Annotated in this window: 22 protein-coding genes and 1 pseudogene; 16 read left to right on the plus strand and 7 right to left on the minus strand. The window is 59.3% G+C overall.

The genetic code is table 11. The features are described from left to right. The 8 genes from QZ766_RS02845 to QZ766_RS02880 form a co-directional block, all read left to right on the plus strand. Nucleotides 1–351: type VI secretion IcmF C-terminal domain-containing protein (locus tag QZ766_RS02845; RefSeq protein WP_297197030.1), on the plus strand; the 351-nt coding region annotated here is incomplete at its 5' end. Nucleotides 352–535: 184 nt separating this feature from the next. After that, on the plus strand, nucleotides 536–1,693 hold the full coding sequence (flhB, locus tag QZ766_RS02850; RefSeq protein ID WP_297197032.1) for a flagellar biosynthesis protein FlhB: 1,158 nt from the start codon (nucleotides 536–538) through the stop codon (nucleotides 1,691–1,693). Further along, the gene (gene flhA, locus QZ766_RS02855; protein ID WP_297197101.1) at nucleotides 1,686–3,764 is read left to right on the plus strand and encodes a flagellar biosynthesis protein FlhA; all 2,079 of its coding nucleotides are present in this window, start codon (nucleotides 1,686–1,688) and stop codon (nucleotides 3,762–3,764) included. Before flhB ends, flhA begins: the two co-directional genes overlap by 8 nt. Next, the gene (locus QZ766_RS02860) at nucleotides 3,764–4,159 is read left to right on the plus strand and encodes a flagellar protein FlhE (RefSeq protein ID WP_297197034.1); all 396 of its coding nucleotides are present in this window, start codon (nucleotides 3,764–3,766) and stop codon (nucleotides 4,157–4,159) included. The genes flhA and QZ766_RS02860 overlap by 1 nt, the downstream gene beginning before the upstream one ends. Before the next feature lie 254 nt (nucleotides 4,160–4,413). Next, complete coding sequence (locus QZ766_RS02865) at nucleotides 4,414–5,997, plus strand: MFS transporter (protein WP_297197036.1); 1,584 nt, start codon at nucleotides 4,414–4,416, stop codon at nucleotides 5,995–5,997. A gap of 4 nt (nucleotides 5,998–6,001) precedes the next feature. Further along, a complete protein-coding gene (locus QZ766_RS02870; RefSeq protein WP_297197038.1) occupies nucleotides 6,002–7,141 on the plus strand; it encodes a glycoside hydrolase family 88 protein in 1,140 nt (379 codons plus the stop codon). Nucleotides 7,142–7,401: 260 nt separating this feature from the next. Further along, a complete protein-coding gene (locus QZ766_RS02875; protein WP_297197040.1) occupies nucleotides 7,402–8,379 on the plus strand; it encodes a DUF1852 domain-containing protein in 978 nt (325 codons plus the stop codon). Between the two features lie 27 nt (nucleotides 8,380–8,406). Then, on the plus strand, nucleotides 8,407–9,438 hold the full coding sequence (locus QZ766_RS02880) for a methionine synthase (protein WP_297197042.1): 1,032 nt from the start codon (nucleotides 8,407–8,409) through the stop codon (nucleotides 9,436–9,438). Between the two features lie 700 nt (nucleotides 9,439–10,138). Here the strand turns inward: QZ766_RS02880 and argS are convergent. Further along, complete coding sequence (gene argS / locus QZ766_RS02885; RefSeq protein WP_297197044.1) at nucleotides 10,139–11,872, minus strand: arginine--tRNA ligase; 1,734 nt, start codon at nucleotides 11,870–11,872, stop codon at nucleotides 10,139–10,141. Between the two features lie 289 nt (nucleotides 11,873–12,161). On the opposite strand from argS, the gene QZ766_RS02890 reads away from it, so the two are divergent. Continuing rightward, entirely contained in the window at nucleotides 12,162–12,722 is a 561-nt protein-coding gene (locus QZ766_RS02890; protein ID WP_297197046.1) for a VOC family protein, read from the plus strand. Nucleotides 12,723–12,804: 82 nt separating this feature from the next. Continuing rightward, nucleotides 12,805–13,548, plus strand: coding sequence for a copper homeostasis protein CutC (cutC, locus tag QZ766_RS02895; protein ID WP_297197048.1), 744 nt, complete (start codon nucleotides 12,805–12,807; stop codon nucleotides 13,546–13,548). 120 nt (nucleotides 13,549–13,668) lie between these two features. Here cutC and cmoB read toward each other — a convergent pair. From cmoB to QZ766_RS02925, 6 genes and pseudogenes are all read right to left on the minus strand, one after another. Beyond that, nucleotides 13,669–14,643 (minus strand): annotated as a pseudogene (gene cmoB, locus QZ766_RS02900) (tRNA 5-methoxyuridine(34)/uridine 5-oxyacetic acid(34) synthase CmoB). After that, nucleotides 14,640–15,383, minus strand: a complete 744-nt coding sequence (gene cmoA, locus QZ766_RS02905) for a carboxy-S-adenosyl-L-methionine synthase CmoA (RefSeq protein ID WP_297197050.1) — start codon at nucleotides 15,381–15,383, stop codon at nucleotides 14,640–14,642. Before cmoA ends, cmoB begins: the two are co-directional and overlap by 4 nt. Nucleotides 15,384–15,421: 38 nt before the next feature. Then, on the minus strand, nucleotides 15,422–15,817 hold the full coding sequence (locus tag QZ766_RS02910; protein ID WP_297197052.1) for an MAPEG family protein: 396 nt from the start codon (nucleotides 15,815–15,817) through the stop codon (nucleotides 15,422–15,424). 259 nt (nucleotides 15,818–16,076) lie between these two features. Further along, nucleotides 16,077–16,367 (minus strand): hypothetical protein, encoded by a 291-nt coding sequence (locus QZ766_RS02915; RefSeq protein WP_297197054.1) that lies wholly within the window; start codon nucleotides 16,365–16,367, stop codon nucleotides 16,077–16,079. A 233-nt stretch (nucleotides 16,368–16,600) separates the two neighbouring features. Then, nucleotides 16,601–17,419 (minus strand): DUF72 domain-containing protein, encoded by an 819-nt coding sequence (locus QZ766_RS02920; RefSeq protein WP_297197056.1) that lies wholly within the window; start codon nucleotides 17,417–17,419, stop codon nucleotides 16,601–16,603. Beyond that, entirely contained in the window at nucleotides 17,416–17,988 is a 573-nt protein-coding gene (locus tag QZ766_RS02925; RefSeq protein ID WP_297197058.1) for a hydrolase, read from the minus strand. Before QZ766_RS02925 ends, QZ766_RS02920 begins: the two co-directional genes overlap by 4 nt. Before the next feature lie 267 nt (nucleotides 17,989–18,255). On the opposite strand from QZ766_RS02925, the gene aspS reads away from it, so the two are divergent. From aspS to ruvB, 6 genes are all read left to right on the plus strand, one after another. Beyond that, nucleotides 18,256–20,019 carry an aspartate--tRNA ligase gene (gene aspS / locus QZ766_RS02930; RefSeq protein ID WP_297197059.1) on the plus strand — a complete coding sequence of 588 codons (1,764 nt, stop codon included), beginning with the start codon at nucleotides 18,256–18,258 and terminating at the stop codon, nucleotides 20,017–20,019. A gap of 5 nt (nucleotides 20,020–20,024) precedes the next feature. Continuing rightward, nucleotides 20,025–20,459, plus strand: a complete 435-nt coding sequence (gene nudB / locus QZ766_RS02935; protein ID WP_297197061.1) for a dihydroneopterin triphosphate diphosphatase — start codon at nucleotides 20,025–20,027, stop codon at nucleotides 20,457–20,459. Between the two features lie 34 nt (nucleotides 20,460–20,493). Beyond that, nucleotides 20,494–21,234, plus strand: coding sequence for a YebC/PmpR family DNA-binding transcriptional regulator (locus QZ766_RS02940; protein ID WP_297197063.1), 741 nt, complete (start codon nucleotides 20,494–20,496; stop codon nucleotides 21,232–21,234). Nucleotides 21,235–21,267: 33 nt separating this feature from the next. Beyond that, nucleotides 21,268–21,789 carry a crossover junction endodeoxyribonuclease RuvC gene (gene ruvC / locus QZ766_RS02945; protein ID WP_297197065.1) on the plus strand — a complete coding sequence of 174 codons (522 nt, stop codon included), beginning with the start codon at nucleotides 21,268–21,270 and terminating at the stop codon, nucleotides 21,787–21,789. 124 nt (nucleotides 21,790–21,913) lie between these two features. Next, entirely contained in the window at nucleotides 21,914–22,525 is a 612-nt protein-coding gene (gene ruvA, locus QZ766_RS02950; protein WP_297197067.1) for a Holliday junction branch migration protein RuvA, read from the plus strand. Between the two features lie 8 nt (nucleotides 22,526–22,533). Then, complete coding sequence (gene ruvB, locus QZ766_RS02955; protein ID WP_297197068.1) at nucleotides 22,534–23,544, plus strand: Holliday junction branch migration DNA helicase RuvB; 1,011 nt, start codon at nucleotides 22,534–22,536, stop codon at nucleotides 23,542–23,544. Nucleotides 23,545–23,559 lie beyond the last annotated feature (15 nt).

The raw sequence follows: 23,559 nt of genomic DNA on the forward strand, positions 1-23,559 counted from the left end.
TTCCGCTGGCCGGGAGAGACGTATAAGCCGGGCGCAATGCTGACCTGGACCTCCACCAGCGCCGGAGCGCGCCTGTTCGGGGACTACAGCGGAACCTGGGGCTTTATCCGCTGGCTGGAGCAGGGGAAACGGCAGCGGCTTGACGGCAGCCAGTGGATGCTGAGCTTCAGCGCGCCGGACGGAAAAACGCTGCAGTGGGTGCTGCGCACCCAGCTGGGGAGCGGCCCGCTGGCGCTGCTGGCGCTGCGCGGGTTTACGCTGCCGGAGCAGATATTCAGCGTCGACAGCGCGGTCACCGCGCAGGCGCTGATGGCTGGCGCGGGGAACAGCGACATGGACGATGTTGAATAATAACACCCGTCATACTTTCAGCGGCAGCCGCGGCGCAACCCGGCTGCCGCGAATGCCCGCGACAGACCACCCATCCCGCCCGCTAAAGCCCTAATTAGCCCCTCCCTTTTCCCCATATTCCCCCTATTAGACGCCGCCGGCGCTGGCATGATATGCCTGACGAATTTACGGCAGGACGAGCCCGGTGGCGGAAAGCGGCGACAGCGAAGACAAAACAGAAGCCCCCACGCCCCAGCGGCTGGAAAAAGCGCGGGAAGAGGGGCAGATCCCGCGATCCCGCGAGCTGACCTCGCTGCTGATCCTGCTGGTGGGCGTCTGCGTGCTGTGGTTCGGCGGCGAGTCCCTGGCCCGCAGGCTGGCGGCGCTGCTGGCCTCCGGCCTGCGCTTCGACCACCAGATTGTCAGCGATCCGAACCTGATCCTCGGCCAGATAATCCTGCTGATTAAGCAGGCGATGCTGGCGCTGACGCCGCTGATTGCCGGGGTGGTGATTGTGGCCCTGCTGGGACCGATGGCGCTGGGCGGCCTGCTGTTCAGCCCGAAGTCGATCGGCTTCAAGTTTGACAAGCTCAATCCGCTGCCGGGCATCAAGCGTATGTTTTCCGCCCAGACCGCGGCGGAGCTGGTGAAGGCGGTGCTTAAGTCGGTACTAGTGGGCTGCGTAACCGGCGCATTCGTCTGGTCGCACTGGCCCGACATGATGCGCCTTATCAGCGAGCCGCCGCTGGTGGGGATGCGCAGCGCCCTGGATATGGTCGGGCTGTGCGCGCTGCTGGTGGCGCTGGGCGCGATCCCCATGGTGGCGTTTGACGTACTGTTTCAGATATTCAGCCACCTGAAGAAGCTGCGCATGTCCCGCCAGGATATCCGCGATGAATTTAAGCAAAGCGAGGGCGACCCGCACGTGAAGGGGCGCATTCGCCAGCTGCAGCGCGCGGCGGCGCGGCGGCGGATGATGAGCGACGTACCCAGGGCCGATGTGATCGTCACCAACCCGACCCACTACGCGGTAGCGCTGCAGTACGTGGAAGGCAAAATGAGCGCCCCGAAAGTGGTGGCGAAAGGCGCGGGGGAAGTCGCGCTGCGCATCCGCGAGCTGGGCGTTACCCACCGTATCCCGCAGCTGGAGGCGCCGCCGCTGGCTCGCGCCCTGTACCGCCACGCCGAGATAGGCCAGCAGATCCCCGGCACGCTGTACGCGGCGGTAGCCGAAGTGCTGGCCTGGGTCTGGCAGCTGCGGCGCTGGCGGCTGGCGGGCGGCACGGCGCCGCCGAAACCTGACAACCTGCCGGTGCCCGAGGGGCTGGACTTTATGAACGATGAGAACAATCGCGATGGCTAATCTGGTGGCGATGCTGCGCCTGCCCACAACGCTGAAATCCACCCGCTGGCAGGTGCTCGCCGGGCCGGTGCTGATCCTGCTGATCCTGTCGATGATGGTGCTGCCGCTGCCGGCCTTCGTGCTCGATCTGCTGTTCACCTTTAATATTGCCCTGTCGATCATGGTGCTGCTGGTGGCAATGTTCACCCAGCGCACGCTGGAGTTCGCCGCCTTTCCCACCATCCTGCTGTTTACCACTCTGCTGCGCCTGGCGCTCAACGTGGCCTCGACCCGCATCATTCTGATGGACGGACATACCGGCGCAGCGGCGGCGGGCAAGGTGGTGGAGGCCTTCGGCCACTTCCTGGTGGGCGGCAACTTTGCCATCGGCATCGTGGTGTTCGTTATTCTGGTGATCATTAACTTTATGGTCATCACCAAGGGCGCGGGGCGCATCGCCGAGGTGGGAGCGCGCTTCGTGCTCGACGGCATGCCGGGCAAGCAGATGGCTATCGACGCCGATCTCAACGCCGGGCTGATTGGCGAGGAGGACGCCCGCCGTCGGCGCGCGGAGGTGACGCAGGAGGCGGACTTCTACGGCTCGATGGACGGGGCCAGCAAGTTCGTGCGCGGCGACGCCATCGCCGGGATCCTGATTATGGTGATTAACGTTATCGGCGGCCTGCTGGTGGGTGTCCTCCAGCACGGGCTGTCGCTGGATAAAGCCGCGGAATCCTACACTCTGCTGACCATCGGCGACGGGCTGGTGGCACAGATCCCGGCGCTGGTTATCTCTACCGCCGCCGGGGTGATTGTCACCCGGGTCGCCACCGATCAGGACGTGGGCGAGCAGATGGTGGGCCAGCTGTTCAGCAACCCGCGGGTCATGCTGCTCAGCGCCGCGGTACTGGGGCTGCTGGGAATGGTGCCCGGGATGCCTAATTTTGTCTTTCTGCTGTTTACCGCCGCGCTGCTGGGCCTCGCCTGGTGGCTGCGCGGCCGCGAGCAGAGTGCCTCCGCACAGCCTGCGCCGGTACAGGTGGCACCCGGCGCGCAGGCGCTGGAAGCCAGCTGGAGCGACGTTCAGCTGGAAGATACCCTCGGCATGGAGGTGGGCTACCGGCTGATCCCGATGGTGGACGCCCAGCAGGACGGAGAGCTGCTCGGGCGCATCCGCAGCATCCGTAAGAAATTCGCCCAGGAGATGGGTTTCCTGCCGCCGGTCGTGCACATTCGCGACAATATGGATTTGCCCCCGGCCCGCTACCGTATTCTGCTTAAAGGCGTTGAGGTGGGCAGCGGCGATGCCTATCCCGGGCGCTGGCTGGCAATTAATCCGGGCACCGCGGCGGGCACATTGCCCGGCGAACAGACCGTCGATCCGGCTTTTGGCCTCGAAGCCATCTGGATCGAGAGCGCCCTCAAAGAGCAGGCGCAGATCCAGGGCTATACGGTGGTGGAGGCCAGCACCGTGGTCGCCACCCACCTCAACCACCTGATTGGCCTGCACGCCGCCGAGCTGTTTGGCCGCCAGGAGGCGCAGCTGCTGCTGGAGCGCGTTACCCAGGAGATGCCGAAGCTGACAGAGGATCTGGTCCCGGGCGTGGTGACCCTGACCACGCTGCACAAGGTGCTGCAAAACCTGCTCGATGAGAAGGTACCGATCCGCGATATGCGCACGGTGATTGAAACCCTCGCCGAGCATGCTCCGGTGCAGAGCGATCCCTATGAGTTGACTAACGTGGTGCGGGTCGCCCTCGGGCGCGCCATCACCCAGCAGTGGTTCCCCGGCGGCGCGGAGGTGCAGGTTATCGGCCTGGATACGCCGCTGGAGCGCCTGCTGCTGCAGGCCCTGCAGAACGGCGGTGGCCTGGAGCCGGGACTGGCGGACAGGCTGCTGGCCCAGACCCAGGAGGCGCTCTCCCGCCAGGAGATGCTCGGCGCGCCGCCGGTGCTGCTGGTCAATCATGCCCTGCGCCCGCTGCTGTCGCGCTTCCTGCGCCGCGCGCTGCCACAGCTGGCGGTGCTTTCAAACCTGGAGCTGGCGGACAATCGCCAAATCCGCATGACCGCCACTATCGGAGGTCAGTAATGCGCACGCTGGCCGCACTGATGTTGTTCCTGCCGCTGTTTGTCGACGCGGCAGGGGAGGGCGCCTGGCAGGCCAGCGGGCCGGGGGTAACCCTTAATTACCGCGGCCAGGCGGCCTCCTCGCCGCCGCTTGCCGCCGCAATGCCCGCCGACGGGCTGATCACCCTGGTGGCCTGGCGCTACGTGCTTAACGGTCCGACACCTGCCGGGCTGCGGGTGCGGCTGTGCGCCCAGACCCGCTGCGTCGCGCTTGACGCCCAGAGCGGCACTACCCGCGAGCTGCAGAATCTGTCGGCGGCCGAGCCGCTGCGCTTCGTCTGGGACGTGCCCGGCGGCGGGCGGCTGATCCCGGCGCTGAAAGTGCAAAGTAACCAGGTTATCGTCAACTACCGCTAGTCCGTGCCTAATCCCCCACATTTTATGCTGGCGGCTTCTCAAAACTGACCCTTCCTTTTGATTGAATTGAAACACTGTTTTATAAATCAGTGAATTCGGTACGCCTGCTCTTTGTGTTTTTGCCACGGGCGCGCGGCGGATGGCAGAAACAGAAAGGTTAACCCTCAGGCCGCGTTTTACTGTAGCCGTGTTAGGGATTGCTCCGGCAGCGTCGGAGCCTGCTCTCCGGGAATACAGACACGGGATTTACGGCAATGAAAACACGCAAAATCGGATTCGCGAACTACCTCGCCTACGGCTCGGGAGATTTCCTCGGGGCGGGGACCACGGCGCTTACCGCCGCATGGCTTTTGTATTTCTACACCACCTTTTGCGGGCTCACGCCCATTGAGGCCACCTTTATTTTTGCCACCGCCAGGGTGCTGGACGCGGTGGTCAGCCCGCTGATGGGCTTTTTGACCGACAACTTCGGCTCCACCTGGCTCGGCAAACGCTTCGGCCGCCGCAAGTTCTTTATCCTGCTGGGGATCCCCTGCGTGTTCAGCTACTCGCTGATGTGGGTCGGGGACATGGGGTTCTGGTACTACCTGCTGACTTATCTGCTGTTCGATGTGGTCTACACCATGATCCTCGTGCCTTACGAGACGCTGGTACCGGAAATGACCGATGACTTTAAGCAGAAAACCAAATTTTCCGGGGCGCGCATCGGCATGGCGCAGATGTCGGCGATCCTCGCCTCGTTCCTGCCCGGCATCCTGCTGACCCAGTTTGGCAAAGACAACGCCGTCTCTTTCTTTTACGCCAGCCTCGTCTTCTCTGTGCTGTGCGCCATGATGCTGATTTTCGTCTGGATTTTTACCTGGGAGCGCCCGCGCGAAGAGTGGAGCGAAGCCGCCCTGCGCGCCGAAGAGGAGAAGAAAAAGCTGTCCCTGAGCCAGAGCCTCAACCGTCTGTTTATTGAGCTGGGCTCGACGCTGCGGATCCGCATCTTCCGCCAGCACCTGGGTATGTACCTCGGGGGCTATATCGCCCAGGACGTATTTAACGCGGTCTTCACCTACTACGTGGTGTTCGTGCTGATGCACGAAGCGTCGGCGGTGTCGAACCTGCTCGGCACGATGGCGATTTTCCAGTTTATCGCGGTGATTGCCATGATCCCGCTGTGCATCCGCTTCGGGCCCGCGCCGTCCTACCGGATGGTGGTGGTGCTGTTTGGCCTGAGCTCGCTCTCCTACGCGCTGCTTTACTACGCCGGGCTGAGCGATATCTGGTCCCTGATGCTGCTGGTTTCAGCGGTTGCCGGTCTTGGCCGCGGCGGGATCAACTACGTGCCGTGGAACACCTATACCTACATCGCCGATGTGGATGAGGTTATCACCGGCCAGCGCCGCGAGGGGATCTTCGCCGGGATCATGACCCTGACCCGTAAAGCGTCTCAGGCCGGGGCGGTAATGCTGGTGGGCATCGTGATGCAGCTGTCCGGATTTGTCTCTGGTCAGGCGACGCAGCCCGCCCAGGTGAGCCATACCATTCTGCTTATCTTAAGCGTCGGCACCCTGCTGGTGCTGGCCTGCGGCTTCCTCGTCTCCCTGCGCTTTAAGCTCAATCTCGCTACCCACAGCGTGCTGCGCGAAGAGACCGCCAAAATGCGCGCCAGCGGACGCGCCGCGCCGGAAGCAGTCACCCCCGAGGCCCGCGCCACCGTTGAGATGCTGGCCGGCATGCCGTTTGAGTCCCTGTGGGGCAATAACAACGTGGGTTACCTGAATCGCCATAATCCTCCCGCGCCGGCCCTGGCGCCGCGCGGGGAACTGAATTCGACATATCACAGAGGTTAATCGTATGAAAATCTGGCCCGTAAAACACAGTCCGCTGCTGCGCCAGCCGGAGCGCTTTATCGCCAGAGATGAGCTGAAGGGGCTTATCCGCAAAGTCATTCACAATCTGGTCAATATTCACGATGAAACTGGCGCGTTTCTCCTGCGCCTCGACGACGGCCGGATAATTGATACCAAAGGCTGGGCCGGCTGGGAGTGGACCCACGGCGTCGGGCTGTACGGCATTCATCAGTATTACCAGCAGACCGGCGAGGCCGAAATGCTGGCTATCGTCGACCAGTGGTTCAGCGACCGCTTCGCCGAAGGCGCGACCACCAAAAACGTCAACACCATGGCGCCGTTCCTGACGCTGGCCTACCGCTACGAAGAGACGCGCAACCCGGCGCTGCTGCCGTGGCTCGACAGCTGGGCGGAGTGGGCCATGTACGAGATGCCGCGCACCGAGGCCGGCGGCATGCAGCACATCACTCTGGCAGAGGAAAATCACCAGCAGATGTGGGACGACACGCTGATGATGACCGTGCTGCCGCTGGCGAAAATCGGCAAGCTGCTTAACCGCCCGCACTACGTTGAGGAGGCCATCTATCAGTTTATGCTCCACGTGCAGAACCTGATGGACAGGGAGACCGGGCTGTGGTTCCACGGCTGGAGCTACGAGGGCAAGCATAACTTCGCCAACGCGCGCTGGGCCCGGGGCAACAGCTGGCTGACCATCGTCATTCCTGATTTCCTCGAGGTGGTGGACTTGCCCGAGACCAGCGCCGTGCGCCGCTATCTGGTGCAGGTGCTTAACGCGCAGATAGCCGCGCTGGCGCAGTGCCAGCACCCGAGCGGGCTGTGGCACACCCTGCTTGACGACCCGGACGCTTATCTCGAGGCGTCTGCTACCGCAGGCTTCGCTTATGGGATCCTGAAAGCGGTGCGCAAGCGCTACGTGTCCGCAGAGTATGCGCTGGTGGCCGAAGCGGCAGTGCGCGGCATCGTGGCCAATATCTCGCCGGAAGGCGAGCTGCTGCAGACCTCCTTCGGTACCGGGATGGGCAGCGACCTGGATTTTTATCGCCATATCCCGCTCACGTCGATGCCGTACGGTCAGGCGATGGCGATGCTGTGCCTGACGGAGTATTTGCGTAAGTATTTTTAACTAAAAGGTTTTAAACAAGAGTCGATGGCAGCATCGGCTCTTTTTTTTGTCTGAACGTGAGATTTCGTATCGTGCTGGCGAGCAACATGAAGATGCTTCATGTTCCCTGAAATTATATCACTTTTCCTTAACTGGCGACTCTGGCATAAATTTAGCAAGACAATATAAATAGTGCTGATGATAAAACCCAGGAATATGAAGGTTATTTTTATAAGCCCTTCACATCAGGTTGACAGCATAAATCAGGATACCGGATCGCAATGAATAAAGACTTCGCACTGTCAATTAAAAGCCTGCGCTTTGATGAGAACTATAACCCTTCAGAAAATACGCGAATTACCACTAACTTCGCGAACCTGGCCCGGGGCGAGAAGCGCCAGCAGAATCTGCGCAACGCGCTGACGATGATGAACAACCGCTTTAATTCGCTGGTGCAGCAGGATAATCCGAAAGGCGACCGCTATGCCGTCGAGTTAGATATTATCTCTGCCGAAATCGATATTGCGGGCACTGGCGAAGGTTTTCCAATTATTGAAGTATTGAAGACCAGCGTGCTGGATAAAAAAAGCGGCGAGCGTCTGGACGGTATTGTTGGCAATAATTTCTCCTCTTATGTCCGCGATTATGATTTTAGCGTGCGTCTGCTGGAGCATAATAAAAACCGGGAACAGTTCAGCGTACCTGATGATTTTGGCAACCTGCACGGCAATCTGTTTAAGTACTTTGCTAACTCAGAAGCCTACCGCCAGCATTTTGCCAAAGCGCCGGTGATTTGCCTGAGCGTCTCCAGCAAAAATATCTACCGCCGTACCGGCTATCAGCATCCGGTGCTGGGTGCGGAATATCAGCAGGATGCGCCGTCTCTGACGGATCTCTATTTTAATAAGATGGGCCTGCACGCGCGCTATTTCATGCCGCAAAATAGCGTTGCGCCGCTGGCGTTCTATTTCTCGGGGGATTTGCTTGCCGATTACAGCGACCTTGAGCTGGCGAGCACCATCAGCACGATGGAAACCTTTCAAAAAATCTATCGCCCGGAAATTTATAACGCCAATTCGCCCGCCGGCGAGGAGTATCAGCCGGCCCTGAACAATCCGGATCACTCCGTGACGCGCATCGTTTACGATCGCGAAGAGCGCAGCCGGCTGGCTATCGAGCAGGGCAAATTTACGGAAGAACACTTTATCAAACCCTACAAAGCCATTCTTGCGCAGTGGTCTGCGAATGACGCGCTGTAAGACACCTATTAGACAAGGTCACCTGCTATGAAAACATTGCTACCTACTTCCACCGCCGGCAGCCTGCCAAAACCGGTCTGGCTGGCCCAGCCGGAAACCCTGTGGTCGCCCTGGAAACTGGAAGATCGTGAATTAACAGAAGGCAAAGAGGACGCGCTGCGCCTCTCTTTGCAGGAACAGCAGCACGCGGGCATTGATATCGTCAGCGACGGCGAGCAGACCCGCCAGCACTTTGTCACCACCTTTATTGAGCATCTCGACGGCGTCGATTTTGCCAAACGCGAAGTGGTTAAAATCCGCGATCGCTATGACGCCAGCGTGCCGTCGGTAGTCGGTGCGGTATCGCGCCAGAAGCCGGTATTCGTGGAGGACGCTAAGTTCCTGCGCCAGCAGACCAGCCAGCCTATCAAGTGGGCGCTGCCGGGGCCGATGACCATGATTGATACTCTGTACGACGGCCACTACAAAAGGCGCGAAAAGCTGGCCTGGGAGTTTGCCAAAATCCTCAACGAAGAGGCTCGGGAGCTGGAAGCCGCGGGCGTTGACATTATCCAGTTTGACGAGCCGGCCTTTAACGTCTTCTTTGACGAAGTGAACGACTGGGGGATCGCGACCCTGGAGCGCGCTATCGAAGGGCTGAAGTGCGAAACCGCGGTCCATATCTGCTACGGCTACGGCATCAAAGCCAATACCGACTGGAAGAAGACCCTCGGATCCGAGTGGCGCCAGTACGAGGAGATTTTCCCGAAGCTGCAAAAATCCAGCATTGATATTGTGTCGCTCGAGTGCCAGAACTCCCACGTGCCGATGGAGCTGATTGAGCTTATCCGCGGCAAAAAAGTGATGGTAGGCGCCATCGACGTCGCCACCCACGCGATTGAAACCCCGGAAGAGGTGGCGGCAACGCTGCGCAAGGCGCTGCAGTATGTCGACGCCGATAAGCTCTATCCGTGCACCAACTGCGGGATGGCGCCGCTGCCCCGCCAGGTGGCGCGCGGCAAGCTGAACGCGCTGAGCGCCGGGGCAGAGATCGTGCGCCGGGAAATCCTGGGCAAATAAGCGTTAGCCGGCGCGCTAAGCTGTGCAGTACGCCGTAGCCCGGCAGGGGATTCCCTGCCGGGCTTTCTTTTGGCCTGCGGGATGGGGGCCGCTATCGGACTGCGAGATGTTGCAACGAGTATCCAGGGCATAATCCGCTGCGATAGCGTGTCGTCCGTGTCATCAATGCCGGGGAAGAGGTTGCGCGACGGCTGAGCGCGGGAATTGATATCCTTTCTGAAATATCTGATGCGGCTTCTTTTAATTCTATTTATCTAAAGTATCGTGGCGTTTTTAATTGAACGAGCAGATAACTTTAAATCAGGTACGCTAATGTATTGTTTAGGCAATACAGTGACAGTTGTGCTATTTGAATTATTAACCGCATATTATCATGGCGTTATTAATTCCGTGCCGTAGCGGCCCGCATCTTTTAACTGTCAATATACTGATTAATAGTAGGGTGTTATTTAAAGACCTGAATTATTCAAGTTGCCTGCAGCAAATGCACAAGCAACTCTACGCATGATGGGAATGCAGTGGGATGTAATGAATAAAAAACCCCCGGAGAAATCCTTAAAGGGGTGCTGAATGCCAGCAATGGCGGCTACCATACAGCACCTATATGGCTATAACCACTTTTATTTAAATACGTTAAAACAATTAACTTATTTACGCCGTCCCTGGCGAAATAATAATGTTGTGCTATGCAATAAAATTATTACATGCGCTCAACCGTTTCAATGCCCAGAGTGTCAAGACCCAGCTTCAGGGTTTTCGCCGTCAGCAGCGCCAGCTTCAGGCGGCTGTTGCGGGTCTCTTCGCTTTCGGCGCTGAGAATAGGGCAGTGCTCGTAGAAGCCGGAGAACAGGCCCGCCAGATCATACAGGTAGGAACACATCACGTGCGGTGTTCCCTCGCGGGCCACCACGTTCAGCGTTTCCTCAAACTGCAGCAGGCGCGCGGCCAGCTGGGCTTCGCGCGGGTCGGTAATCACCACCGGGGCGTTGACCACCGCACTCTCTTCCAGACCGGCCTTGCGGAACACAGACAGCACGCGGGAGTAAGCGTACTGCATGTACGGCGCGGTGTTACCCTCGAAGGCGAGCATGTTGTCCCAGTCGAAGACGTAGTCGGTGGTGCGGTTCTTCGAGAGATCGGCATATTTCACCGCGCCGATGCCGACGGCGTTAGCCAGCTTTTCCAGCTCGTCGGCGGGCATGTCCGGGTTCTTCTCCGCCACCAGGCGGCGGGCGCGGTCCAGCGCTTCGTCCAGCAGGTCTGACAGCTTCACGGTGCCGCCGGCGCGGGTTTTAAACGGCTTGCCGTCTTTGCCCAGCATCATGCCGAACATGTGGTGCTCAAGCGGCACGGAGTCCGGTACGTAGCCGGCCTTGCGCACGATGGTCCACGCCTGCATCAGGTGCTGGTGCTGGCGGGAGTCGATGTAGTACAGCACCCGATCGGCGTGCAGCGTTTCGTAGCGGTATTTCGCGCAGGCAATATCGGTGGTGGTGTACAGATAGCCGCCGTCCTTTTTCTGGACGATAACGCCCATCGGATCGCCTTCCTTGTTTTTGTACTCGTCAAGGAACACCACGGTGGCCCCTTCGCTTTCGGTGGCCAGGCCCTGGGATTTCAGGTCGCTGACGACACCCGGCAGCATCGGGTTATACAGGCTTTCGCCCATCACGTCATCGCGTGTCAGGGTAACGTTGAGGCGCTCGTAGGTGAGCTGGTTCTGGGACATAGTGATGTCCACCAGCTTGCGCCACATCTGGCGGCAGTACTCGTCGCCGCCCTGCAGCTTCACCACGTAGCCGCGCGCCTTCTCGGCAAAAGCGGCATCTTCGTCGTAATGCTTTTTGGCTTCGCGATAGAAGTTTTCCAGATCCGCGAGCGCCATGTCGCCGGCATTTTCCTGCTGCTTGAGCTCAAGATAGGCGATCAGCATGCCGAACTGGGTACCCCAGTCGCCGACGTGGTTAGCGCGGATCACTTTGTGGCCGAGGAACTCGTGGGTGCGTACCGACGCGTCGCCGATAATGGTGGAGCGCAGGTGGCCGACGTGCATCTCTTTCGCCACGTTCGGCGCGGAGTAGTCGATAACCACGGTCTGCGGCGCGTGCTTGCTCACGCCGAGGCGCTCGGAAGCCAGCGCGTCGCGCACGCCCTGCGCCAGAAACGCCGGGTCGAGGAAAATGTTGATAAAGCCCGGTCCGGCGATCTCAACCTTGCTGGCGATGCCGCTCAGGTCAAGATGGGTCAGTACCTGCTCTGCGAGCTGTCGCGGGGCCATGCCCAGTTTTTTTGCAACTGCCATCATGCCGTTAGCCTGATAGTCGCCAAACTGTACCTTTGCTGACTGACGAACCTGCGGTTCGCAATCGGCAGGCGCGCCTGCCGCAATCATGGCCTGACTGACTTTTTCTGAGAGAAGAGCCTGAATGTTCACCGAAATACCTTACGTTTGTGGGGCTGCAAAGCGATGCGGGCAGCGCCGGAGTGTGGACAAATTAAGGCGGGGAGTATAAACCAAAAATCTAACACGTTCAGCCTTAAGTGTTCTTTATCGGGATCCCATGAAGTCGCGCATTGCATGGCCTCAGGAAACAAAGTAGTTAATTTGAAGCTGGCTATCTGAGTTGATATCTAACTTGGTTCTTCGCAATTGAGCGCTTAATCGAGAGTTGGTCGCGCGGGCGAAGCAGAGTAAATTAACGCCCGAAAACAGGAGAGAGCACATGGCGAACTGGCAACACATTGAACAGCTGGCGGATATTGCCGCCGATTTACCGCGCTTTAGAGAGGCGCTTAACGGTCTGGCCCGGAGGCTGGGGCTGGACATCGCCCCGCTGGCGGCGGACCACATCTCCCTGCGCTGCCACCAGAACGCGACGGCAGAACGCTGGCGGACGGGGCTTGAGCAGTGCGGCGAGCTGCTGTCGCAGAGCATTATTAACGGCCGGCCCATCTGCTTGTTTAAGCTGCGCGAGCCGGTGTGCGTGGCCCACTGGCGTTTTAGCGTGGTTGAGCTGCCGTGGCCAGGCGAGAAGCGCTATCCCCACGAAGGCTGGGAGCATATTGAGATTGTGCTGCCCGGCGATCCGGAAACCCTCAGCGCGCGGGCGCTGGCCCTGCTCTCCGACGAGGGGCTGGCCCAGCCCGGCATTTTCGTTAAAACCAGCGCGCCGAAAGGGGAGCGCGAGCGCCTGCCCAACCCGACCCTGGCGGTCACGGACGGCAAGGTGACCATCAAATTTCATCCGTGGACGCTGGAAGAGATTGTCGCCAGCGAGGCGTGATAACCCCGGACCGTGAGCCGGCGCGGCGTGCGGAGCGTCGCGCTGTGGCATCATGTCCGGGAACAGGTGCAGGAGAATTAAGATGACATTGCTGGAAGTCTGCTGTTACAGCATGGAGTGCGCGCGCGAAGCGCAGCGCCGGGGAGCGGACCGCATTGAGCTGTGCGCCGCGCCGCTGGAGGGCGGCCTGACGCCGTCGGCGGGGGTACTAAGGTCGGCGCGCCGCGAGGTGACGATCCCGGTACACCCGATTATTCGCCCGCGCGGCGGCGACTTTTGCTACACCGAAGGCGAGTTTGCGGCGATGCTGGATGACGTGAGCGCCGTGCGGGAACTCGGCTTTCCGGGGCTGGTTATCGGCGTGCTTGACGCCGATGGCGGGGTGGATATGCCGCGCATGCGCCAGATCATGGCCGCCGCCGGGCCGATGGCGGTCACTTTTCACCGGGCCTTCGATATGTGCGCCGATCCGCTGCAGGCCTTTGATAATCTTGCCCAACTTGGGGTCGCGCGGGTGCTGACTTCCGGCCAGCAGCCCACGGCGGAAAAAGGTCTTTTGCGCATTGCGGAACTTATTCGCCGGGGAGATGCTCCAAGTATAATGGCCGGTGCTGGCATTCGGGCGAGTAATCTGAAGGCGTTTCTCGATGCCGGCGTCAAGGAAGTTCACAGCTCTGCCGGACAGTGGCTGCCTTCGGCGATGCGCTATCGCAATCCGGGGCTGTCGATGTCCACCGACCCGGACGCCGATGAGTATGCCCGCTACGCCGTCAACGGCGATGCGGTTGCTGAAATGAAAGCGATCATTACCGGCTGCGCCCGCTAACGATTTTACCGCGCACCATGTCGCCCAACATGGTGCTATTTGTACCAGGCCCCTGCCATTAACAGGGGCCTTTTTTTATGCTTTTTTGGGATAGTCAGGATCCTGAAAAGCGCGGCGCGACTAGGGTTTTTTCGCTACCAGCACCGCGCGCAGCGGCGCCGGATAACCTTCGATGGTTTTGCTGCTGTCATCGGGATCGAGGAAGTCGGAGAGGGACTCGGTGGTCATCCAGCTGGTACCGCGCTGCTCGTCGGTTGAGGTACGGTTCATATCGACGATGCGCACATCCACGAACCCGCACTTCTCCAGCCACTGTTTGAGCGCCGGGGCTGAGGGAATAAAGAATACGTTGCGCATCTGGGCGTAGCGGTCGCCCGGCACCAGCACCGTATTTTCGTCGCCTTCAACCACCAGCGTCTCCAGCACCAGTTCGCCTTCGCTGACCAGCTAATCTTTAAGCTGCCACAGGTGCTCCAGCGGCGAGCGGCGGTGGTACAGCACGCCCATCGAAAAGACGGTATCAAAGGCGTTAAGGGCGGGCATTTGTTCAATGCCCAGCGGCAGCAGATGCGCGCGCTGGTCGCCGCCCAGCAGCTTGCGCACGGCTTCGAACTGGCACAGGAACAGCTGGGTCGGATCGATGCCCACCGCCAGCCTCGCGCCCGCGCCAACCATTCGCCACATGTGGTAGCCGCTGCCGCAGCCGACGTCCAGCACGGTACGTCCGGCAAGATCGGAGAGATGCGGCAGAACCCGATCCCACTTCCAGTCGGAGCGCCACTCGGTATCAATATTCAGGCCGTACAGCGAGAACGGGCCTTTGCGCCAGGGCATCAGGTTGCGTAGCAGCTGCTCGATGCCCTTCATCTGGCCATCGCCCAGCGGTGCTTCACTCTCGGCGCTAACGCTGTGCAGCAGATCGAGCTTCCACGGCTGGATCTCCGGTAAATACTCCACCGAACGCGCCCACTGTTTGAACTGGCCGTGCAGGGATTCGCGCTGCCAGGCGCCCACCTGAGCGGGCAGGGTTTCCAGCCAGCGGGCCAGCAGCGGCTCTTTGGCAATCAGCTGATAGAAGTTTGAGAACTCGATCATTGGTCCGCTCCGGCTTTCAGGGCCACCAGCGAGCCAAAGTTGAAGCACTGGAACCACAGTTCGCTGTGGGCGAAGCCGGCAGCGCGCAGTCGGGCCTTGTGGGTCTCTACCGAGTCAGTGAGCATGACATTTTCCAGCATGCTGCGCTTCTGGCTTATCTCCAGCTCGCTGTAGCCGTTGGCGCGCTTAAAGTCGTGGTGCATATTGAACAGCAGTTCGCCGACCTTGCTGTCTTCGAAGCTGAATTTCTCCGACAGCACCAGCGCGCCGCCCGGATTCAGCCCGGCGCAGATTTTAGCCAGCAGCGCCTGACGCTCTTCGGGCTCGATAAACTGCAGCGTGAAGTTGAGCACTACCATCGAGGCGTTTGCAATGTGGATGTCGCGGATGTCGCCTTCGATAATTTCCACCGGCGTCGGCGCCTTATAGGCGTCAATGTGGCGGCGGCAGCGTTCCACCATCGCGGGGGAGTTATCCACGCCGATGATTTTGCAGCCCGCCGCGGCGATGTTGCGGCGAATGGAGAGAGTAGCCGCGCCCAGCGAGCATCCAAGATCGTAAACCTGGGTATTGGGCTGGACGAAGCGCTCGGCCAGCATGCCAATCATCGAAATGATATTCGAGTAGCCCGGCACCGAGCGCTGGATCATATCGGGGAAAACTTCGGCCACTTTTTCATCAAAAGTCCAGTCGCCGAGGCGGGCGATAGGCGCAGAAAAAAGCGTGTCGCGATGGGACATAACGGTATTCCAGAAAATAAAAAACGGCGTATTGTGCGCTAACGGAGGGAGAAAACCAACTCCCACGGCATATACCAGAGGTTCGCCAGCACCATCAGCAGCAGCGAGCACCAGGTCGCGCTTATCGCCGAGCGGCGCCAGCGGTGGAGATGATGGTGAAAGCCGTAGTAGTGCATCAGCCGCCCTGCTATCAGCAAAATCCCGCAGACGTGCACCATCCAGGTTTCGGCACCGTTCATCTCCATAAACAGCAGCAGGATAAGCCCAACCGGCACGTACTCTACTGCATTGCCGTGAACGCGAATTGCGCTTTGCAGCTCGCTAAAGCCGCCGTCGCCGTAGGCAACGCGATACTGGGTGCGCAGGCGCACCACGTCGAACGAAAACTTGATTAAAACCAACGCACCCAGAACGGCATACAGCGCGCTTACCATACAAACTCCCTGTTAAATTGGCCGATGGCAGACATTATGATAGGTAGGAAAAGGCGAAAAGAGAAGTTTACAGGAAGTGCTTTTGGTGAGGTATGACCTGCGCGATCGAGCATAGTGTTGTTAAATTAATAACACAAGATAACGCTAATATTGTCGTGGGTTATTTTAGGCCGCTTACTGTTACTTAGCGTTAATTTAAAATGAAAGTCTGTGTGGGTATATCGTATAACAATTCAATCTTGCGCAGAGGCTACGTCGATCAGTTGCCCAGTAACTTATTAATTAAACCGCCAATCAATGGCGTTTTCGCCAGCGTGGATTCAATCGAACCGCCAATCGCACTGCCAACAGTAGAACCAACATTACGACCTAAATTAGGTGCGATGCCCGGAAGTGAAATATTACCAATAATAGGTAGGGTTACGTTTAGCTGTGAGCCAATAAGGTTATAGCCAGCATTGCCGAGGCTGCCGCCGATCGAGGATAATGAGTCTTGAATAAAACCGGCACCTGAGACGGCATCAACTTCAGTAGATGTCAATTCAATCATTTTAAAACTCCCCTTAATGAGTGTATTTTCTTAAAATAATAGCGGTTACACAATATACCCTGAGCAAATATTGGTAGGTGAAAACATTTATGTCAATTGTTAATGGCAATAATGACTATGTTTTCAATATAACAAAATGTCTGTCGCTATAACCAAAAAAATAAAAGAAAGCAGATTAATGATTTATTTCTGTATGGATGATTTCGCAGGAGCTGTTGGCTTTTGAATATAATTCAGAACAGCGTCTCCTGGCGGGGGATGGCGGGTGCCGCGCCCACTTCCGGCAGCACCTGCAGCAGATCCGGCCACAGCGTGTCCACCAGCTCCGGCGCATGGGCAATGTCCGGGGTGTGCAGGAAAAGATACGGCGTCGCGCTTTCAACCCACTGCGGCAGCTTGGTCAGCCAGGGGGCAAACAGGGCGCGGTTCTGGGCCATATCGTCGCTGCCGATAAAGCGCACCAGCGGATTGCGCGCGGTGGCGACCGCGTGCACCGGCAATTTCGGCTTTTTATTCTGGGCCTCAATCATTGCCTCACTGCGCGCCGGCGCGCCGTGCACCGGGCGGCTGTCGAGGATCGCCCGGTTGATGCCCCGGTCGCGCAGCCCGCGGTTCAGCGCCTGTTCCTCCTCACCTTTGGCAAAAAAGAGCGGGTGCCGCACTTCGACGCCGTAGGTAAACGCGGCGGGCAGGGCGTCGAAAAACGCCCACAGCGCCGGCAGATCCCGGGGAGAAAAGGTAGCAGGTAGCTGCAGCCAGTACTGGCCAATGCGCGGGGCCAGCGGTTCGAGGCGATCGAAAAACTCAGCCACCAGGTCGCCGCAGCTGCGCAGCGACGCCTGGTGGCTGATGGTGGCCGGAAACTTAAAGCAGAAGCGGAAGTTGTCATCGGTCTGCGAGCGCCAGCGGGCCACGATGTCCGCCTTCGGCAACGCGTACAGGGTGGTGTTACCCTCCACGCAGTTGAAGAAGCGGGCGTAATCCTCCAGGCCGCTGATGCCGAGCCGGGGCCACGCGAGATGCGACCACTGGGGCAGACCGATGTAGATCATAGCGCGTCGAGGATCTGCGCGGTGCTGCGCACCCGGCCAATGCGCGGGAAGATGTTTTTGACGCTGCCCTGATGCTGTTCGGCGGTGGCGGCGCTGCAGGCGTCCTCGGCAATCACCAGCTTAAAGCCCAGCTCCCAGGCGTTGCGGGCGGTAGATTCCACGCCGATGTTGGTCGAAATCCCGCACAGGATAATGGTATCAATGCCCCGGCGGCGCAGCTGCAGCTCCAGATCGGTGCCGTAAAACGCGCCCCACTGGCGCTTGGTGACTTCAATGTCGCTCTCCTGCTTGCCGAGCGCCGGCGGATAAGTCCACCAGTTATCCGGCAGCGCCTGCGCGGGCGCGCTGGCATCGACGGGCTGCTTGAGGGCTTCGGCATAGTCGGCAGACCAGCCCACCCGTACCAGAATCACCGGTGCGCCCTGCTCGCGGCAGCGGGCGGCAAGCTCCGCCGCGCGGTCAACCACCTCGTCGGCCCGGTGCGGCCCGCCGGCGAAAGGCAAAATGCCTTCCTGTAGGTCGATAATCACCAGGGCCGTTGTTTTCGCATTAAGGTCAATGTCGGACATCTTGATTTCCTGTATAGAGAGTGCTGAAAGGCTAACGATACGATCGGACGCGGGCGGATTGCGTTGCAGAATTTGTTAATTTTTGTGAGTACGCGCACTAAGCGTACAGCAAACGCGCGTCCGGTGCGCGATACACTTATCGTAGGCCAGAATTTCCAGTATAATAGCCGCCTTTTTTCATCCAGTTGTGACATTCAGCTAAAGCTGCGACAGTAGTGCCTGCGAGGCAGGCGACAATCGGCCTGCGGCTAAGTTAAGGGAACTCTCATGCGTACAGAATATTGCGGGCAGCTGCGTCAGACCCACGTCGGGCAGCAGGTGACTCTTTGTGGTTGGGTCAATCGCCGACGCGATCTTGGCAGCCTCATCTTTATCGATATGCGCGACCGCGAAGGGATCGTTCAGGTATTTTTCGATCCGGATCGCGCGGACGCCCTGAAGCTGGCTTCTGAACTGCGTAACGAGTTTTGCATCCAGGTCACCGGCACCGTGCGCGCCCGCGACGAGAAAAACGTCAACAGCGACATGGCCACCGGCGCGGTGGAAGTGCTGGCCTCGGATCTGGTTATCATCAACCGCGCAGAATCGCTGCCGCTTGACTCCAACCACGTGAACACTGAGGAAGCGCGCCTTAAGTACCGCTACCTCGACCTGCGCCGCCCGGAAATGGCGACCCGCCTGAAAACCCGTGCAAAAATTACCAGCTTCGTTCGCCGCTTTATGGACGATAGCGGATTCCTCGACATCGAAACGCCGATGCTGACCAAAGCGACGCCGGAAGGCGCGCGCGACTATCTGGTGCCGTCCCGCGTGCACAAAGGCAAATTTTACGCGCTGCCGCAGTCTCCACAGCTGTTCAAGCAGCTGCTGATGATGTCCGGTTTCGATCGCTATTATCAGATTGTGAAATGCTTCCGCGACGAAGACCTGCGCGCCGACCGCCAGCCGGAATTTACCCAGATTGATGTGGAGACCTCCTTCATGACCGCACCGCAGGTGCGTGAAATCATGGAAGCGATGGTGCGTCAACTGTGGCAGGAAATTATCGGTGTCGACCTCGGCGACTTCCCGGTAATGACCTTTGCCGAAGCCGAGCGCCGCTACGGTTCGGATAAGCCGGATCTGCGCAACCCGATGGAGCTGGTGGACGTTGCCGATCTGCTGAAAGCGGTTGAGTTCGCCGTCTTCGCCGGTCCGGCCAACGATCCGAAAGGCCGCGTTGCCGCGCTGCGCGTGCCGGGCGGTGCGTCCCTGACGCGTAAACTCATCGACGAATACGGCAACTTCGTGAAGATCTACGGCGCGAAGGGCCTGGCGTATATCAAGGTTAACGAGCGTGCAAAAGGCCTCGAGGGCATTAACAGCCCGGTGGCTAAATTCCTTACCGCCGATATAGTGGAAGCGATTCTTGAGCGCACCGGCGCGCAGGACGGCGATATGATTTTCTTCGGTGCCGACAGCAAGAAAGTGGTTGCCGACGCGCTGGGCGCGCTGCGCCTGAAGCTGGGTAAAGACCTCGGCCTCACCGACGAAAACAAATGGGCGCCGCTGTGGGTTATCGACTTCCCGATGTTCGAAGACGACGGTGAAGGCGGCCTGAGTGCCATGCACCATCCGTTTACGTCGCCGAAAGACATGACCGCCGCCGAGCTGAAAGCCGCGCCGGAAGAAGCCGTCGCGAACGCCTACGACATGGTGATCAACGGTTATGAAGTGGGCGGCGGTTCCGTGCGTATCCACAATGGCGACATGCAGCAGACGGTATTCGGTATTCTGGGCATCAACGAGCAGGAACAGCGCGAGAAGTTCGGCTTCCTGCTGGACGCCCTGAAGTACGGTACGCCGCCGCACGCGGGCCTGGCATTTGGTCTGGATCGCCTGACGATGCTGCTGACCGGTACCGATAATATTCGCGACGTTATTGCCTTCCCGAAAACCACTGCCGCCGCTTGCCTGATGACCGAAGCACCGAGCTTTGCCAATCCGGCCTCGCTGGGCGAGCTGGGTATCCAGGTGGTAAAGAAGGACTAACGAAGATGGCATATAAGCGTCCCGTCTCGGTTTTAGTGGTGATTTACGCCGAAGATACGAAGCGGGTGCTGATGCTGCAGCGGCGCGATGATTCCGCCTTCTGGCAGTCGGTAACCGGCAGCCTGGAAGAGGGCGAAACCGCGCCGCAGGCCGCCGCGCGCGAAGTAAAGGAAGAGGTCGCCATTGATGTTGCCGAGGGGCAGCTGGCCTTAATTGACTGTCAGCGCACGGTGGAGTTTGAAATTTTTTCACATTTACGTCATCGCTACGCGCCGGGCGTGGAGCGCAATACCGAATCCTGGTTCTGTCTTGCGCTGCCCCACGAGCGCCAGATTACGATAAGCGAACACCTGGCCTACCGCTGGGTGAATGCCGCAGACGCGGCGGCGCTTACCAAATCCTGGAGCAACCGGCAGGCGATTGAAGAGTTTGTAATTTAAGCGGCCCGCGGGCCGCTCTTTTGGAGAGAAATTTATGGCAGGTCACAGTAAATGGGCCAACACCAAACACCGCAAAGCAGCTCAGGATGCCAAGCGCGGTAAAATTTTCACTAAAATCATTCGCGAGCTGGTTACCGCAGCGCGTCTGGGCGGCGGTGACGCGGCCTCAAACCCGCGCCTGCGCGCGGCGATTGATAAAGCGCTGTCTAACAACATGACCCGCGATACCCTGAACCGCGCAATCGCGCGCGGCGTCGGCGGCGATGATGATGCCAACATGGAAACCATCATCTACGAAGGTTACGGCCCGGGCGGCACCGCTATCATGGTTGAGTGCCTGTCCGACAACCGCAACCGCACCGTTGCCGAAGTGCGTCATGCCTTCACCAAAACCGGCGGCAACCTCGGTACCGACGGCTCCGTGGCGTATCTGTTCAGCAAGAAAGGGGTTATCTCTTTCGAAGCCGGTGACGAAGACACCATTATGGAAGCGGCGCTGGAAGCAGGCGCGGAAGACGTGGTCAGCTACGATGACGGCGCGGTCGACGTTTTCACCGCATGGGAAGAGATGGGTGCCGTACGCGACGCGCTGGAAGCAGCCGGTCTGAAAGCGGACAACGCTGAAGTTTCGATGATCCCGTCCACCAAAGCGGACATGGATGCGGAAACCGCGCCGAAGCTGCTGCGCCTGATCGATATGCTGGAGGACTGCGACGACGTGCAGGAGGTTTATCACAACGGTGAGATCTCTGACGAGGTAGCAGCGACCCTCTGATGGCGCGCTTAAACCCCGGTGCGGAGGCGCGCGATGGCGATTATTCTCGGTATTGATCCAGGTTCGCGTATTACCGGCTACGGCGTCATTCGCCAGGTCGGCAGGCAGCTTAGCTATCTCGGCAGCGGCTGCATCCGCACCAAAGTGGATGATTTACCCTCCCGCCTGAAGCTTATCTATGCGGGCGTGTCGGAAATAATTACCCAGTTCCAGCCGGATTTTTTCGCCATCGAACAGGTGTTTATGGCGAAAAATGCCGACTCGGCGCTGAAGCTCGGCCAGGCGCGCGGCGTAGCAATTGTCGCGGCGGTGAATCAGGATCTGCCAGTGTTTGAGTACGCGGCCCGGCAGGTCAAGCAGACGGTTGTCGGCATCGGCAGCGCGGAGAAAAGCCAGGTGCAGCACATGGTGCGCACCCTGCTTAAGCTCCCCGCAAATCCGCAAGCGGATGCCGCCGATGCGCTGGCGATCGCCATCACCCACTGTCACGTGAGTCAAAATGCGATGCAGGTGAGCTCGACGCGGCTAAACCTGGCCCGCGGCAGATTGCGCTAAACCGACAAATCAGGCTGGATATTTATCCAGCCTTTTTTTATGATACGTTGTTCTTCATCCCCAATTTCCCCAGGATATTTCATCTGCCCCGGCGCAGGCTGAAATATGACAACAGGAGCAGTATGTGATCGGCAGACTCAGAGGCACCATTATTGAAAAACAACCCCCGCTGGTGTTGCTGGAGGCCGGTGGCGTTGGCTACGAAGTCCATATGCCAATGACCTGTTTCTACGAGCTGCCCGAACTTGGTCAGGAAGCAGTTGTGTTTACGCACTTCGTGGTGCGCGAAGACGCCCATCTGCTGTTCGGCTTTAACAACAAGCAGGAGCGTACCCTGTTCCGCGAGTTGATCAAGACCAACGGCGTCGGGCCAAAGCTGGCGCTGGCTATTCTTTCCGGCATGTCCGCACACCAGTTTGTCAACGCGGTCGAGCGCGAAGATTCAGCGGCGCTGATTAAGCTACCGGGCGTCGGCAAAAAGACCGCCGAGCGGCTGGTGGTAGAAATGAAAGACCGCTTTAAGGGGCTGCACGGCGATCTCTTTACTCCTGCCGCCGATCTGGTGTTGACGTCACCGGCAAGCCAGGCCGCCGACGACGCGGAGCAGGAGGCGGTTGCCGCGCTGGTAGCGCTGGGCTATAAACCTCAGGAAGCCAGCCGAATGATCAGCAAAATTGCCGCGCCAAATGCGAGTAGTGAAACGTTAATTCGCGACGCCCTGCGCGCCGCCATGTGAGGTAAGGGATGATTGAAGCCGACCGCCTGGTATCCGCAGGCACCGTGACGCCGGAAGACGGGGTTGACCGTGCAATCCGGCCGAAACTGCTCGAAGAGTATATCGGCCAGCCGCAGGTGCGCACCCAGATGGAGATTTTCATCCAGGCGGCGAAGCTGCGCGGTGACGCCCTCGATCATCTGCTGATTTTTGGACCGCCGGGGCTGGGTAAAACCACGCTGGCGAATATTGTCGCCAACGAAATGGGCGTCAACCTGCGCACGACGTCCGGCCCGGTGCTGGAGAAGGCGGGGGATCTGGCGGCGATGCTCACCAACCTCGAACCTCACGACGTGCTGTTTATTGATGAGATCCACCGCCTGTCGCCGGTGGTTGAAGAGGTGCTCTATCCGGCAATGGAAGACTATCAGCTGGATATCATGATTGGTGAAGGCCCGGCGGCGCGGTCGATAAAAATCGATCTGCCGCCGTTTACCCTGATTGGCGCCACGACCCGCGCAGGCTCACTTACCTCGCCGCTGCGCGACCGCTTCGGCATCGTGCAGCGCCTGGAGTTTTATCAGGTGCCCGATCTTCAGTATATCGTCGGGCGCAGCGCCCGGTTTATGGGGCTGGAGATGAGCGAGGATGGCGCGCTGGAAGTCGCCCGCCGCTCGCGGGGCACGCCGCGTATTGCTAACCGGCTGCTGCGCCGGGTGCGGGACTTTTCCGAAGTGCGCCACGACGGCACTATTTCTGCCGACATCGCCGCCAAGGCGCTGGACATGCTGAACGTGGACGCGGAAGGCTTTGACTATATGGACCGCAAGCTGCTGCTGGCAATCATTGATAAGTTCTTCGGTGGACCAGTCGGGCTGGATAACCTGGCGGCGGCCATCGGCGAGGAGCGGGAAACCATTGAAGACGTGCTGGAGCCCTATCTGATTCAGCAGGGCTTTCTGCAGCGCACGCCGCGGGGGCGAATGGCGACGGTGCGCGCCTGGGACCACTTCGGCATCACGCCGCCGGAAATGCCCTGAGCCCTACCGGGCGAG

This window comes from uncultured Pluralibacter sp., from assembly GCF_913775985.1.
Lineage (GTDB): Bacteria > Pseudomonadota > Gammaproteobacteria > Enterobacterales > Enterobacteriaceae > Pluralibacter.